Origin of the sequence: Streptomyces sp. NBC_00094 (assembly GCF_026343125.1) — a bacterium.
Lineage (GTDB): Bacteria > Actinomycetota > Actinomycetes > Streptomycetales > Streptomycetaceae > Streptomyces.
Window position 1 is genome coordinate 7,615,074 of record NZ_JAPEMB010000001.1, and the last position, 14,553, is coordinate 7,629,626.

13 protein-coding genes are annotated in these 14,553 nt (G+C 70.5%); 7 read left to right on the forward strand and 6 right to left on the reverse strand.

The features are described 5' to 3' along the window. Positions 1-68: 68 nt before the first annotated feature. From OG580_RS33595 to OG580_RS33615, 5 genes are all read right to left on the reverse strand, one after another. Positions 69-3,368 (reverse strand): S8 family serine peptidase, encoded by a 3,300-nt coding sequence (locus tag OG580_RS33595; RefSeq protein WP_267047428.1) that lies wholly within the window; start codon positions 3,366-3,368, stop codon positions 69-71. Between the two features lie 600 nt (positions 3,369-3,968). After that, entirely contained in the window at positions 3,969-4,232 is a 264-nt protein-coding gene (locus OG580_RS33600; protein ID WP_267047429.1) for a metal-sensitive transcriptional regulator, read from the reverse strand. Between the two features lie 56 nt (positions 4,233-4,288). After that, complete coding sequence (locus OG580_RS33605) at positions 4,289-5,143, reverse strand: sulfite exporter TauE/SafE family protein (RefSeq protein ID WP_267047430.1); 855 nt, start codon at positions 5,141-5,143, stop codon at positions 4,289-4,291. Beyond that, positions 5,140-5,724 (reverse strand): rhodanese-like domain-containing protein, encoded by a 585-nt coding sequence (locus OG580_RS33610; protein WP_267047431.1) that lies wholly within the window; start codon positions 5,722-5,724, stop codon positions 5,140-5,142. The genes OG580_RS33605 and OG580_RS33610 overlap by 4 nt, the downstream gene beginning before the upstream one ends. A gap of 99 nt (positions 5,725-5,823) precedes the next feature. After that, positions 5,824-7,212, reverse strand: a complete 1,389-nt coding sequence (locus tag OG580_RS33615) for a rhodanese-like domain-containing protein (protein ID WP_267047432.1) — start codon at positions 7,210-7,212, stop codon at positions 5,824-5,826. A 472-nt stretch (positions 7,213-7,684) separates the two neighbouring features. Between OG580_RS33615 and OG580_RS33620 the strand changes: the two genes are divergently transcribed. After that, complete coding sequence (locus OG580_RS33620) at positions 7,685-8,962, forward strand: MFS transporter (RefSeq protein WP_267047433.1); 1,278 nt, start codon at positions 7,685-7,687, stop codon at positions 8,960-8,962. Positions 8,963-9,084: 122 nt separating this feature from the next. After that, complete coding sequence (locus OG580_RS33625) at positions 9,085-9,594, forward strand: GNAT family N-acetyltransferase (RefSeq protein ID WP_267047434.1); 510 nt, start codon at positions 9,085-9,087, stop codon at positions 9,592-9,594. A 17-nt stretch (positions 9,595-9,611) separates the two neighbouring features. Here the strand turns inward: OG580_RS33625 and OG580_RS33630 are convergent, their stop codons facing one another. Then, complete coding sequence (locus OG580_RS33630) at positions 9,612-10,844, reverse strand: cation:proton antiporter (protein ID WP_267047435.1); 1,233 nt, start codon at positions 10,842-10,844, stop codon at positions 9,612-9,614. 399 nt (positions 10,845-11,243) lie between these two features. On the opposite strand from OG580_RS33630, the gene OG580_RS33635 reads away from it, so the two are divergent. From OG580_RS33635 to OG580_RS33655, 5 genes are all read left to right on the forward strand, one after another. After that, entirely contained in the window at positions 11,244-11,468 is a 225-nt protein-coding gene (locus OG580_RS33635) for a hypothetical protein (RefSeq protein ID WP_267047436.1), read from the forward strand. A 147-nt stretch (positions 11,469-11,615) separates the two neighbouring features. Beyond that, positions 11,616-12,389 carry a DUF6193 family natural product biosynthesis protein gene (locus tag OG580_RS33640; RefSeq protein WP_267047437.1) on the forward strand — a complete coding sequence of 258 codons (774 nt, stop codon included), beginning with the start codon at positions 11,616-11,618 and terminating at the stop codon, positions 12,387-12,389. 528 nt (positions 12,390-12,917) lie between these two features. Beyond that, entirely contained in the window at positions 12,918-13,826 is a 909-nt protein-coding gene (locus OG580_RS33645; RefSeq protein WP_267048216.1) for an ISL3 family transposase, read from the forward strand. Next, on the forward strand, positions 13,747-14,148 hold the full coding sequence (locus tag OG580_RS33650) for a hypothetical protein (protein WP_267048249.1): 402 nt from the start codon (positions 13,747-13,749) through the stop codon (positions 14,146-14,148). Before OG580_RS33645 ends, OG580_RS33650 begins: the two co-directional genes overlap by 80 nt. Beyond that, on the forward strand, positions 14,145-14,507 hold the full coding sequence (locus OG580_RS33655; protein ID WP_267047438.1) for a transposase: 363 nt from the start codon (positions 14,145-14,147) through the stop codon (positions 14,505-14,507). Before OG580_RS33650 ends, OG580_RS33655 begins: the two co-directional genes overlap by 4 nt. The last annotated feature ends 46 nt before the right edge of the window (positions 14,508-14,553 follow it).

Genomic DNA, 14,553 nt, shown 5'->3' on the forward strand with positions numbered 1-14,553 from the left:
GCCCGGGGGTGGCTCCGCACTTGCGGAGCCGCCCCCGGGCTCAGGCGAGACCCGTCAGCGGGTCGGTGTCACTTGCCGAACCACGCGTTGTGGATCGACAGCGTCGACTTGTTGCCCTGCTTGTCCGTGACCTCGGCGGAGAGCGAGATGCCGCTGTCCTTCGCCGGGCTCTTCACGGAGATCCGGCCGTTCGTGACCTTCACGGGCTGCCAGGTCTTCCCGCCGTCGTAGCTCACGGACACGGCGAGCTTCCCGAGGTTGCCGCCGGCCGCCGCGCCCTGCACGGTCACCGGGACCAGGACCGACAGGCCGGCCGGGGCGCGCGAGGCGAGGTCGACGGGGGCCGCGAAGCGGACCGTGGACACCGGAAGCGCCGTGGTGGCCGCGACCTGCTGGGAGCGGAACGTGAAGCTGGTGTCGATACGGCTGGAGGCCCCGGCGATGTTCGCCGGGCGTTCCGCGGAGGTCGTCAGCCGGTACTCGGCGTCGGCGGCGGCGACAGTGAAGGGCTTCGCGCCGGTCAGCGGGTCGTCGTTCTCGGCGATCCTGACGCCGTCGCGGTACAGCGTCGACGTGGCCGAGGTGTCCGTCGTGTAACCCGCGTGACCCTTGCCGTCGGCGAACAGAGGCAGGGAGCCGACGAGCTGCTGCTCGCCCGTGTCCGGGTCGGGAGCGGTCCTGAAGACACCCATGTTCTCGCCCAGCAGCGGGCCGAAGACGCCCGTGTTGAACGTCTCCCGGTACGTCGCGCCGGCCTCGTAGCGCTTGGGGCGGACCATCTCGTAGTTGCCCTCGAAGGCCGGGTACCCCCACTGGTCGGGCTCGCCGACCTGGTTGAACCTGGTCAGCCACGTGACGCCGTCGGCGGTGGAGACGTGGAAGGTGCGCGTACCCGGAGCCGGCTGCGGCGCCGAGAACCCGTTGCCCTCCGGCGCACCGGGCAGCTGGGCGTACGGGGAGACGAGCGTGTTCTTCCCGGAGGCGGAGGCACCGAGGCCGACCTTGACCGTGGCCAGCTCGTTCGCCTTCACGTGCTTGGAGTAGCCGGTGGCGACCCTGCTCGCCTTGCCGCCGAAGGCCACCGAGTACTGAGTGGTGTCGTCCTTGAGGAAGTGCGCGTCCCAGGTCTGCAGCAGCGAACCGTCGGTGACGGCCGGGCCCATGTGGGCGGTGCGGAAGCCGGTGAAGCCCCTGAGGACCCAGCCGTTGCCGACGCGGCCGATGTCGGTCGCGCGCTCGTAGTACGTGCCGCCGTAGTCGACACCACTGATGCCGGGCACGGTCATGTCCACCGGCTTGGTCGTGCGAGCGTCGGCGGTGACGGTGGTGTCGGCGGAGACGTCCAGCTTCGGCTGGGCGATCCAGTCGGTGCCCTTGGTGAAGTCCGACGGGTCCTCGTAGACGGCCGTGTCGAAGGTGTACGAGCCCTTGGGCACGCGGAGGGTGTGCGCGCCCGGCTCGCTGTCGATGCGGGTCTGGAAGCCCTTCGCGGGGCCGGAGACGCCGATCAGGGTGTTGGCGAAGTTCTCGGCGTCGGTGCCGTCGCGGCCGAGGGTCCTGACCGTGAGGTCGTAGGACTCCGCCTCGCGTACGGCGACCGCGGCCGAACGGACGGACTGGCCCGCGCCGGTGGCGGTGACGTAGCCCGAGTAGGTGCCGTCGGCGTCACCGATCCGGGTGTCGGCGATCAGGTCGACCTCGGCCGTGCCGCCGGCCGGCACGGTCACCTTCGAGGCGCCGAGTGCGAAGAACCCGGCCGGAGCCGGCTTGCCCGACGGGTCCACGGTGGACACCGAGAGGTCGAGGGTGACGTCGCTGGTACCGAGGTTGCGGTAGACGACCTTCTTGGTGAGGGGCTTGTCGTCGGTGTGGGGCCACAGCGCCACGCCGTAGTTCAGCGAGCCCGAATCGGCGATCACGCTCTGCGTCAGCGCCTTGTCGAGCTGAACGCGGCCCGTGCCCTGCTGGAAGGCGGTGTAGGCGCCGCCCTGGGCGGACGCGGTCAGCGCGCCCTTGAGCTCGGCGGACTTCCACTCCGGATGCCGCTGCTTCAGGATCGCCGCCGCGCCCGCGACGTGCGGGGTCGCCATGGAGGTGCCGTCGATCTGCAGGTAGCCCGGAGCCGGGTGCGGTGTGCCGGGCCGCGTGTCGATCGCGCTGCCGGGGGCGGCGGCCGCGGCGATGGCGACGCCGGGCGCCGTCACGTCGGGCTTGACGGCGCCGTCGCCGACGCGGGGGCCGACGCTGGAGAAGGCCGCCAGCTTGTCGTCCTTGTCGACGGCGCCGACGGTCAGCGCGGCGTCCGCGCTGCCCGGCGAGCCCACCGACGACTCGCCGCTCTCGCCCTCGTTGCCCGCCGCGACGGCGAACAGGATCCCCTTCTCGGCGGACAGCTTGTCGACCATCGCCTCCAGCGGGTCGACGCCGGGGTCGTCGGCACCGCCGAGGCTGAGGTTGACCACGTCCGCGCCTTCGGCGGCGGCCCACTCCATGCCCGCGATGACGGCGGAGTCGTCCCCGTAGCCCTCGTCGTCGAGGACCTTGCCGCTGATCACCTTGGCGCCGGGGGCGACGCCCTTGAACCGGCCGTCGGACAGGGCGCCGGTGCCGGCGGCGATCGACGCGACGTGCGTACCGTGCCCGACCCGGTCCACGGCGTCGGGAGAAGCGGAGAAGTTCTTCTCGCCGACGACCTGCGTCCTGAGGTCGTCGTGGGTCTTGTCGACGCCGGTGTCGAGGACGGCGATCTTGACGCCCGTGCCGTCGTACCCGGACTCCCACGCCTTGTCGGCGCCGATCTGCCGGACGCTGCGGTCCAGGCTCGCTCCGCGCACCCCGTCCAGCCACACCTTGCCGATGCCGGAGGAGGTGGCGCGCAGGCCGCTCTGCTGCGGGTTCGTCAGCGCGTCCCACACTCGGGCCACGTCGTCCTGCGACGTACTGATGGCGTCGGCGTTGAGGGTCGGGAACGTGCGCCGCAGTTCGGTGTCACCGGCCGCACGCACCTCGGCCCGTGCGGCACCGGCACCCCCTTCGTACTGCACGATCAGCTTGAGCCCGGCGCGGTGGCTCTCGCGCAGGCGCGGGTCGGTGAGGACGTCGAGGTCGAAGAGCCGCTGGTCCAGTCGGCCCGTGGCGATCAGGCGCCGCGCGTCGCCGGGCACCACCAGCGTGCGGTCCCCGGTGCGCTGCACCTGTACGGGTATGTGCTCACGGCCCGCGGCGGACTCGAAGCCCACCATCCGGCCCTTTGCGTCCACCACCACGCGGTCGCCCGTGACGAGCGGGATCCGCCGGCTGCCGTCGACGGGTGGGGTGGCGGGTGCGGTCGTCGCGTTCGCGGCGATCGCGGTCATGGGGCCGGTCATGCCTGCCACCAGGGCCACCGATGTGGCCGCTGCGATGGTGAAGGCGTGTGCCCTCTTCACATGTGCGCGCAAGTCTCCCCCAGGAGCTTGGGATGAGGTCGAGTGGTCGATTCCGGCCAGGGGCGCAACGGCGCCCGCCGGCGGTCAGCGCAGTATGTGAGGTGAGCGAGGTGTGATCAACGGCGGTACGGGCGTGGGGGATTGAATCGCATGGTTTCAAGCCATCCTGAAGTCCGCGAGTTCGATGGGACGACGACGGCGGTGTGACGACCGTGTGACCGCCGACCGATGCTTGTGCGACACCGGGGCATGACAGCCCCTCAGGATCGCGCCCCGGGCAGGCCCCGCCCGCTTTTCGAGGGCCGGCACCCTCGCGGTCGGAGCGTGCCCCTCCCATTGGCCCGAACTGCACCCGGAGGGAACGGCTCTCCCTCCGGGGCGCGGGAACACGGTCCGCCGGGCTGAATCCGCGCTTCTTCGGAGCCGGTCGGACCTGCCTGCCCTGTGCCGGCCGAGCATGGCGAGGTCCGGTCGGCACAGGGGCTGTGCCGACCGGACCGGGAAGGGGTGCGACCGGGAAGAGGGCGGGCCGGGAAGGGGTCAGGCGAGGGTGAGGAAGAGCTTCTCCAGTTCGTCCTGGGTCATGGGCGGGGCGTCGGAGTCGTCGGCGAGGCACTGCCGCATCCCGCTTGCCACGATCTTGAACCCGGCCCGGTCCAGGGCCCGGGAGACGGCGGCCAGCTGGGTCACGACGTCCTTGCAGTCACGGCCCGACTCGACCATCGCGATCACCGCGGCCAGCTGTCCCTGGGCCCGGCGCAACCGGTTCAGGACCGGCCGTACCGATTCTTCGTCCACGTGCACGGAGTTCCTCCTTCGCCCCCCTGACAAGAATACCCCAAGGGGTATAAATCGGGCCTTTACTGCGCTCTCTGCCGAGGGGTCCGCCACAGCCGTACCGCGATCGCGGCGGCGGATACGGCCCCGAGCCCCGCCCAGGTCGCCGGGTGCGCCCACACGGCGGTGTCGAGCTGCTGGGCGAGGACGAAGACGCCCATGACGACGACGAACCATCCGAACGCCGTGCGCAGTACGTCCTGCGGGATGCGCCCCGCGAGACGGCCGCCGGCCAGGCTGCCGACCACCGCGGCGGCTGTCACGGTGAGGGCGAGGCGCCAGTCGATCTCGACGCCCGAGAGGTGCCCGGCGAGTCCGGCGAAGGACTTCATGGCGATGACGAGGAGCGAGGTGCCGACGGCGATGTTCATGGGGAGCCCGCCGAGGAGGGCGAGGGCCGGCACGACGAGGAATCCGCCGCCGGAGCCGACCAGGCCCGTCACCGCGCCGACGACGAGGCCCTCGACCGCGATGTGCTTCAGCGGCAGATCGCCGTGCGCGGGCCGCTCCTTCGGCCGGCCGCGCCGGGGCCTGCGGAGCATCGCGACCGCGGTGGCCAGCATCATCAGGGCGAACGCGACGAGCAGGGCCGTACCGGGGACGTACGCGGCGAGCCGCCCGCCGCCGTACGCGCCGGCCATGCTGAAAGCGCCGAAGAGCAGCCCGGTCCGCCAGCGGACCCGCCGGGCCCGCGCGTGGGGGACCAGGGCGGCGAGGCTGGTGACGCCGACCACGAACAGCGAGGTCGCGATCGCCTCCTTCGTGTCGAGACCGGCCAGGTAGACCAGGATCGGCACGGTGAGGATCGAGCCGCCGCCACCGAGGACGCCGAGGCTGACACCGACGAGCAGGGATGCCGCGACGACGAGGGTGGTCACGGCGTGCCCCGCAGCTCCGCGATCACCGTGCGGAGGTCGGGGCGCGGCCCGCGGTTGTACGGCAGCTTGGACAGCAGGACGCCCATGGCGCAGGAGTTGCTGAGCGCCGCGTAGGTGAGCCCGGCGCCGATGGCGGTGCCGATCAGGTGCGCGCCGGGCACGAACACGCCGACGACGCCGGTGGCCAGGACGATCGAGCCGGCCACGAGCCGCACCTGACGCTCCATGTCCCACCGCTCGGGACCCCGGTTGACGGGGGCGCCGACGGTCTCCCAGGCGACGATGCCGCCTTCCAGGACGCGGAGGTTCGGCAGGCCGGCGTCGGCCAGCGCCTTCTCGGCCTGCGCGGCGCGGGCTCCGGAGCGGCAGACGAGCACGACGTCCTCGTCGAGGTGGGCGAGGAGCTCGGCGCGGTGCTCCCGCAGGGTGTCCAGGGGCACGTTGTACGAGCCCGGGATGTGAGCCGTACGGAACTCGCCGGACGTACGCACGTCGAGCAGGCGCGGCGCCCGCCCCTCCTGGACGAGCCGGTGCAGAACGGCGGGGGTGAGGGAGGGGGAGGGGGCGGGGGTGGTGCTCATGGGGTTCCATTCGATGTGCCCCCTTGAATACCCCGGGGGGTATTCAAGGGGGCGTGAGGTGCCCGGGCGCGGTGGGCCACGGGGTGAGCGGGGGACCGGTCAGGCGCTGACGGCCTGGGCCGACAGGGCCCAGGCGGCGTATCCGCCGAGGATGTCGGACACGTCGGTGAACCCCCGGTGGCGCAGCAGACTGGCCGCGATGGAGGAACGGTGCCCGCCTGCGCAGTGCAGGACGAGGGGCTGGTCGGCGGGCAGCTCGCCGCTGCGTGCGGGCAGTTCGCTCAGCGGGATGTGCAGGGCGGACTCGATGAAGCCGTTCGCCTCGCGCTCGCCGCAGGTGCGGACGTCCACCACGACGGGAGGCTCGTCGCCGGTGAGGGCGGCACGCAGCTGCGCGGCGGTCACGCGGCTCGCGGGAGCGACCTCGTCGGCGAGTTCCTCCAGGGCGTCCTCGGGGTTGCGCAGGTATCCCACGGCGCGGTCGAAGCCGATCCGGGCGAGGCGCGTGACGACCTCCTCCTCCCGGTTCTGCGGGGCCATGACGACCAGTTCGTCGGCCGGATCGAGCACCGTGCCCGCCTGCTCGGCGAACCGCCCGTCGGCGGGCACGTTCACCGCGCCGCGCAGGTGTCCGGCCGCGAACTCCTGCGGGTCGCGGGTGTCCACCACGACCGCGTCGGCGGCCCGAAGCTCACCGAACTCGGCGAGCGTCAGCGGGCGTGGGGCGGTGGAGGCGTCGTACCGGACCCGGTCCTTGCGGTTCAGCTCGGCGTCGTAGGCGAAGTAGCCGGGCGCGGTGGGCTGGCCGGCGGTGACGAGTGCGACGAACTCCTCCCGACCCATCGGCGCGCAGGCGTAGTTGGTCGCGCGCTGCTCGCCGATGGTCGACTGCTTCTCCGTCGAGAGGTTCTTGCCGCAGGCGGAGCCGGCGCCATGCGCGGGGAAGACCCGCACCTCGTCGGCGAGGCCCATCAGTTTGTTCTGCACGCTGTCGTGGAGCATGGCGCCCAGCTGCTCTGCGGTGACGCCGACGGAGGCGAGCAGGTCGGGGCGACCGACGTCGCCGATGAACAGCGCGTCGCCCGTGAGGACGCCGTACGGGACGGGGTCGTCGGCGTGTTCGTACACGAGGACGCTGATCGACTCCGGGGTGTGCCCGGGCGTCTCCATGATCTCCAGGGTGACGGCGCCGAGCGAGATCCGCTCTCCCTCGCCGAGCTCGCGGATCGGGTACTCGGTCTCGGCCCGCCGGCCGTAGCCGATCCAGGCGCCGGTCTCGTCCGCCATCTCCAGGTGACCGGCGACGAAGTCCGCGTGGAAGTGCGTGTTGATCACGCCGACCACCGTGAACCCGTGGGCGGAGGCATCGGCCAGGTACTCGGAGACGTCCCGGCGCGGGTCGACGACCACGGCCCGGCCGCTCTCCTCGTCGGCGATCATGTACGACGCCTGGGAGAGGCAGTCGAGGTAGTACTGGGTGAAGAACACGGCAATCCCTTCGTGTGGAACGGGCACCCCGAGTCGGGTGCGCCGGCCGCGCGCCGCGTACTCGTCGGACTCGCGGAGGTCGACGGCGAACGCGCCCTGAGCGGGTCGGCCGCGACGGCGTCCGGACCTGCTTCACGCATCGAGACATCCCTTGCTGGCGATACCCCCATGGGTATGTACGCCCTCGACCGTAAGGTGGCGCCACAGGGAAGTCAAATACCCCCCTGGGTATCCTGGATCGCGGTGTGGCGTACGCCTCGAAGTCTGGCTTCATATACCCTGCGGGGTATTCTGATCTGCAGGTACGTGCTTCCTGGCAGACAGGACTTCCTGGATGCCCCGGAGGGCCGGCGCCGTATGACCGCCCTCGCACGGCGTGCGCGTGCACGCGCTTCGGTGGACGACCGGGACCGTGTCCGGCGCCCCCGCGCCCGCAGCCCGCCATCCCGTCAAGGCTCGGAGGAGTCCGCTCGTGAATGCCACGCCCACGGTCGGCGCACCGACCGAAGCCCATCGGCGTCCGGTCCGCCTCGGTCTGCGCGAGAACTGGCTCCAGTTCTCCCTGCTCGTCGTCGTCAACATCGCCGTAGGCGGCCTGGTGGGCCTGGAACGAACCACCGTGCCGCTCATCGGCACCGACACGTTCGGCCTGACCAGCGACCTTGCGGTCTTCTCCTTCATCAGCGCCTTCGGCCTCACCAAGGCGCTGACCAACCTCGCCGCCGGAGCCCTGACGGCCCGCTTCCGCCGCAAACATCTCCTCGTCGTCGGCTGGCTGATCGGCATCCCCGTGCCCTTCGTCCTCGCCTGGGCACCCGCCTGGGGATGGATCGTCGCCGCGAACGTCCTGCTCGGCCTCAACCAGGGCCTGACCTGGTCGATGACGGTCAACATGAAGATCGACCTCGTGGGACCCGCCCGCAGGGGCCTGGCCACCGGCCTGAACGAGGCCGCGGGCTACACAGCCGTCGGCGCCACCGCTCTTCTCACCGGCTACCTCGCCACCTCCTACGGGCTGCGCCCCGTCCCCGAGCTGATCGGAGTGGTCTTCGTCGTCGCCGGTCTCGCCCTGGCCCTGGTCGTACGGGACACGGCCGCGCACGTCGCGCTCGAACTCGCCCAGCAGACCAAGCCCCTGCCCGCCGGCGAGAGCTCGGGACTGGCCGCCACGTTCGCCCGCACCTCCTGGCGCCACCGATCCCTGCGCGGGACCAGCCAAGCCGGGCTGGTCAACAACCTCAACGACGGCCTGACCTGGGGCGTCTTTCCGCTCCTGTTCACCGACCACGGCCTGGGCCTGGCCGCCGTCGGCCTCATCAAGGGGCTCTACCCCATCGTGTGGGGCATCGGCCAGATCCCCACCGGTCACCTCGCCGACCGCATCGGCCGCAAACCCCTGATCGTCACCGGCATGTTCGTCCAAGCCGCCGGACTCGTCCTCGCCCTCACGCTGCTGGACACACCACTCCTGGCAGGAGTCCTGTCCGCGATCGCCCTGGGACTCGGCACCGCCATGGTCTATCCCGCACTCATCGCCTCCGTCTCCGACCACGCCCACCCCGCCTGGCGCGCCAACGCCCTGGGTACCTACCGCTTCTGGCGCGACATCGGTTACGCCGCCGGTGCCCTGGTCGCCGGGGTCCTCGCCGGCATGGTCGGCCTCCACGGCACCGTCATCGCCGCCGCCGTCCTCACCGCGGCGTCCGGCCTCCTCGCCGCCCGCTGGATCACCGACACCGAGAAGGCCTGACGCCTGCCTCCTCCGGCGCCCCCAGTCGCAGGCCTCGGAGTTCGCCGGATTTCCTTTGCCTGCGCCGTCGATGGCGGTCTATCGTCGAGCGGTCCGATTCGCTTTCGTCCCGAAGGCGGCCCATGCCCCTCCGCCCTGCGATCGCCGGCGACGCCGACCTCCTCTGGAGCGTCCTGCTGGAGGCGTACAACTGGAACGGCGAGCAGAGGTTCCACGTCGAGGAGCTCGTCGCCGATCCGTATGCCGCGCGCTACCTCACCGACTGGCCCCGGGAGGGTGACTTCGGAGTGGTCGCCGAGACCGACACCGGCGAACCGATCGGAGCGGCCTGGGCGCGATACCTGTCCGAGGACAGGCCCGGGTACGGCTTCGTCGCGCCGGACGTCCCCGAGCTGACCCTCGGTGTGCTGCCTGGCCATCGTGGTCGCGGGCACGGGCGCGCGCTCATGGAGGAGCTGATCCGGACTGCCGCCGAGCGGCCGACTCCGGTCGCTCGGCTCAGCCTCAGCGTCGAGGACGGGAACCCCGCCGTACGCCTCTACACCTCTCTCGGCTTCACCCGAGTCGGGCGCAACGGCGACTCGGACACGATGGTGCTGACCCTCGGCGCGAACGGGCCGCTCGGGATCTGAGGCCGGTCCGCGACACCTCACCCCTTGCCCGAAGGCTCCGGGGAGGTGCGCCGAGCGCGGGCGTAGAGGCGGCCGACGGGCTCGGCGCTCAGGCCGTGCAGCACGATGCTCACCATGACGGTGATCACCATCACCCGGGAGACGAAGTCACCGCCACCGGCAGCGGGCAGTTCGATCGCGGCGAGGAGGCCGAAGACCACCGAGGTCACTCCTCGGGGCCCCATCCACCCCAGGAACAGCCTGTCGGACAGGGACAGATCCGTACCGATCAGCGCGATCATCACGGGCACCAGGCGCACCAGGGTGACGGCGAGGAGTGCGTACAGGACGACGGAGAGGTGGAAGCCGTCCCAGAACTCGTCACTGACCAACTGACCGAACAGGAACCACAGACCGAGCGTCAGCAGGGTGACCAGATCGTCGGTCATCTTCACGGTGTCCTCCGGCAGATGCCGCATCGCCGGCGCGATGCAGACGCCGGCGACGAAGGAGGCGACGAAGCCGTTGCCGCCCAGTGCCGTGGACAGGGTGTACGCGGCGATGGGCACGCTCAGCACCGCGAGCCTCGTCGCGGCGGACAGCATCCAGCCCCGCGCCCAGGACCGGCGCAGCAGCGACCCGGACACGTAGCCGACGAGTGATCCTGCTCCGACGGCCCAGCCCGCCGCTCCGACGGCGCCGAGGAGGGCCTCGGCGTAGTCGTCGCCCGCCGTGGGGGACTCGGCGGCGGCGGCGACGCAGAGCAGGAACACCGGCGAGACGATCCCGTCGCTCAGGCCGCCCTCGACGGTGAGTACTTCCCGGAGGCGTGCCGGGATGCGCTCGTCCCGCACGACGGCCGCGGCGGGCGCCAGATCGAGGGGGACGACGACGGTCGCCAGCACCGCCAGAACCCATCCGGGCCGGTCGGGGAAGAAGGCGAGCGCGACCAGAAAGGCGGCGCCCAGGGTCAACGGCAGCGCGGCGCCCAGGAGACGGGCGACGACGCTCCTCTCCCGTCGGATGACTCCCGCCGGAACCTCGGTCGCGTCGACGAAGAGCAGCAGGGCGAGGACGACCTCCACCGCGTGCTCGAAGCCGGCCATGTCACCGAGGTCGAAGACGAGGGGCGGGTCCGAGCCACTGGTGAGGGCGATGCCCGCCACCATCATGGCGATCGGCGCGGTGACGCTCCACAGCGCGAGCCGGCGCGACAGGACGCACCAGGTGAACAGAATGCCCGCGATGACGGTGACGGCGATCAAGACCATCCGCGCTTTCGGAGGGGTTCCCGGAGAGACGCAGCGTATGGCGAACTCCGGGCCGACTCGCGTCAGCACGCCGACAGCGGCCCTTCACGCCCGCGACCCGCCACCCGTCGGGCGACGCCCCGCGCCTGTCACCCGGCGCCCGTCACCCCGCTACCGCGGCGAGCACGTTTATCGGCTCTGGCCGGAGTTTCGTGATGTCCCGGTTCGCCCAGACCTGGCCACAGCAGATCCCCGGTGCGCCTATACGGGTCACTTCCGGGCGTCCCCCGAGCGAAAGACGCTCGGTGGGGGTAGGTCGCTTCGCGCAAGGTGACCTTGGGATCCGTGAGGAGATCAGCTGTGTACGCAGTAATTCGGCGTTACGAAGGAGTGACTGACTCTGCCGAGGCGGGACGCCGAGTGGATGAGGGATTCGTGCCTCTCCTCCGCCGAGTCCCCGGCTTCGTGGCCTACTACTGGGTGGACGCCGGGGACGGAGTGATGGTCTCTACCAGCGTCTTTGAAGACCAGTCCGGGGCCGAAGAGTCGATCGAGCGGGCGGCGGACTTCGTAAGGGACAACCTCGCGTCGCTGCTCCCCAACCGTCCTCAGGTCACGGCCGGCATGGTTGTGGCTGCTGGGTAGCGACCTACGAAGGGGGCCGCTGGATCCCAGCCACCTCCACTCCGACGACCTGGCCCTTCACGAAACTCCGGCCAGAGCCTCGAGTTTCCCCAGGCCCGCTCTCACTCCCCACTTGGTTGCGGACTTAACAAAAGTGATCATGTCGGGGTGACTCAACAACCTGGCCCGTCCCGGCAGCCGCTCCAACCCGATCCCGAGCTGTACCCCGATGTTGCTGCTGCGGGGAGTCTCCGTGCAGCCCTCGCCCAGTGCGCCGCCGAAAACGACCTGGACGTCGGTGAGGTTCGGTCCTCGTCCGACGGTTCGTCGCTCATCCACGCAGGGATCATCAGCCGCAGCCCACGGCTGGACCGATTCAGCGTGGACCTCGGATCCGCGGAGCGGGTGTTCCTCACCGCCGCGTGGGGTCAAGGTGTGAATCTCACCAACGGCTCCACCAGCGACCTCGCTGAACTCGCCGAAGCAGCCGCGGCCTGGCGTGCAGGCGTCACCCTGGCCGAACTACAGACCGCGGCACCATTCCTGGAAGTCAGCCCCCTCGCTCTGGCCCACGAACGCGGTCCCGAGTACGCCGTGGCAGAGAAGTGGAGTCGCTACCTGACACCGGACCCCTACGAAGACCTGGAAATGCTCCATGCAGCGCACGCCGAACCCAGACTGAGGGCACTCTTCCCCTTCACCAGCCACGGGGCCCTGATGTTCAGCAGGTGCACCGGGTTCCCGTTCTCCCAGGACGTCTCGGCGATCTACCCGCTCGGTGACCGCCGCTATGCGGTTCATCACCGCAGCGAGCCATTCTCGCGCGAACCCGGCTACACCGCCCAGGAAGCCGCAGCGGTGGTCGTCGCCCACATGCCGGAGACCTGGGGGCCGGCGGTCGCAGGTACCCAACACGACCTGCGTGACCGCGACGGCCAGTGACCACACAAGGGCGCCCCCAGCAAAGAGTGCCATCAGCGCCGCCCGACGAAGCGCTGGTTGTCAGTGCCGCGTGCCACCCTGGCGGGGCCCGGCGGCGCCCATCCTTGAAGTCGATGCTGCCGCCGGGTCCCACCCCAGGACAACGGAGGATCGCATGGACGTCTATCGGCTGACATAGGCGCGGGCGGGGCGGGACGAGCGGCAGGTCTCGGTCGTCAACTACGACGCGCCGAGCGCCGAGTACTACAAGGCCCGGAAGGCGGCCGAGGACGGCGTCAGCGACGTGGAGATCGTCCCGGTGGGACCGGGCCAGTAGCCCGCCTGGCCCGGGTTGTCGGTGCCGGCTCGTAGCGTCGTGAGCAGGAAGGCCGGTTGTGTCGACGGTCAAGTAATTCGGCTCTGTCGGGGATCTTGTGATGCCACGCGGCTGAGCTGGGCAGTCTCCGAGTGTGCGGTTCAGGGAATTTGGGGCGGTTGCTACCGCATTTGACGGGTGTGGTCGTGGAGTCGATCGAGCGGGTGGCCGGAGTGGTCACGTTTCGTACGTCGTGCCGGACGCTCCCGGCGAGATGTCCGGCATGCATGATGCCGTCGTGGCGAGTGCACGGTCGGTACTTGCGGCGACTCGCTGACGCTCCCGTCGGCGGTGCCCCGGTCGCGATCGAGCTGACGGTACGCCGTTTCAAATGCCTCACCGCCCGTTGTTCAGCGGTGACGTCCGCCGAGCAGATCCCCGGGCTGACCAGACCGCACGCCCGCTACACCCCGCTGCTTCGTGCCGCGCTCACCTCGATCGCGCTGACGCTGGCGGGACGACAAGGGGCGCGGTTAGCGGCCGAGCTGAGCATCCGGGTCGCGAAGGACACCCTCCTGCAGCTCCTACGCGCCGTTCCCGAACCACCTCCGACCCTGGTCAGAGTGCTTGGAGTGGACGATTTCGCACTCCGCAAAGGCGACTCATACGGCACCATCCTGGTCGACCTGGAGGCCCGGCGGCCGCTCGACGTGTTGCCCGGGCGGGACGCCGCGTCGTTGGCCGTCTGGCTGCGCGGCCACCCTGAAGTGGAGATTATCTGCCGGGACCGGGCTGGCGCCTACGCGGAGGGCGCCCGGGCCGGAGCTCCACAGGCCATGCAGGTCGCGGACGGGGGGGCATTTGTGGCGGAACCTCGCCGAGGCCGTGGAGAAGACGGTCGGCGCCCATTACGGCTGCATCCGGGCGGCGTTCGCGATACCCCCGGTCGCGAAGGAGTCCGCCGCGGGGGACCTGGCCACGAAGGAACCACCTACCGTCGAGACCACCTCATTCGTTCCTCAGGACGGAACACTCGACTCCTTGGGCCGCCCACGGTGCCTGGTGACTCGCACCAGCGAGCGATACGAAGCAGTCCAGCAGCGGCTAACCGAAGGGAAGACGCTGGCCGCGATCCGCCGTGAGCTGCGGCTCGACCACTCCACTGTGCGCCGCTTCACCCGAGCCCGCAGCCTCGACGAACTCCTGGTCAAGGCCACCAACCGGGCAACCATCCTGGACGAGTACAAGACCTACCCGCACCAGCGGTGGAATGCCGGATGCCACGACACTCCCCAGCTGCACCGTGAACTGCGCGAACGAGGCTTCACCGGAGACGTCCAACGCGTCCGCCGCTACTTCCGCCCGTTCAAAAAGCCCCACAGCACCCGGCCCAAGCACCCGCCCGCGCCCCTCCCGAGCCTCGGCCGGCACCGAAGCCCCGCCGTGTCGTCCGTTGGATCATGACGAACCCCGGACATCTCACCGAGACCGATGCGACCGAACTCAAGGAGATCCGGGCCACCTGCCCCGAACTCGACGCCGCCGCACGGCACGTCCGCGACTTCGCCCACATGATGCGTGACCTCCGCGGCGAGCTACTGCCCTCCTGGATGGAACGCGTCCTCGCGGACAACCTGCCCGCCTTGCATAGTTTGGTCAACGGCTTGCGCCGTGATCACGACGCGGTCACTGCTGCCCTGACCACCTCATGGAGCTCGGGCCAGGTCGAAGGCCAGGTCACACGCGTCAAGCTCCTCAACCGCATGGGCTTCGGCCGAGCCAACCTCGAGCTCCTCCGCCAACGGGTACTCCATAGTCCGTGATCTTTCCGAGGCCGCTCTCAGCTGCACGGACGAGGCCGGGATGATG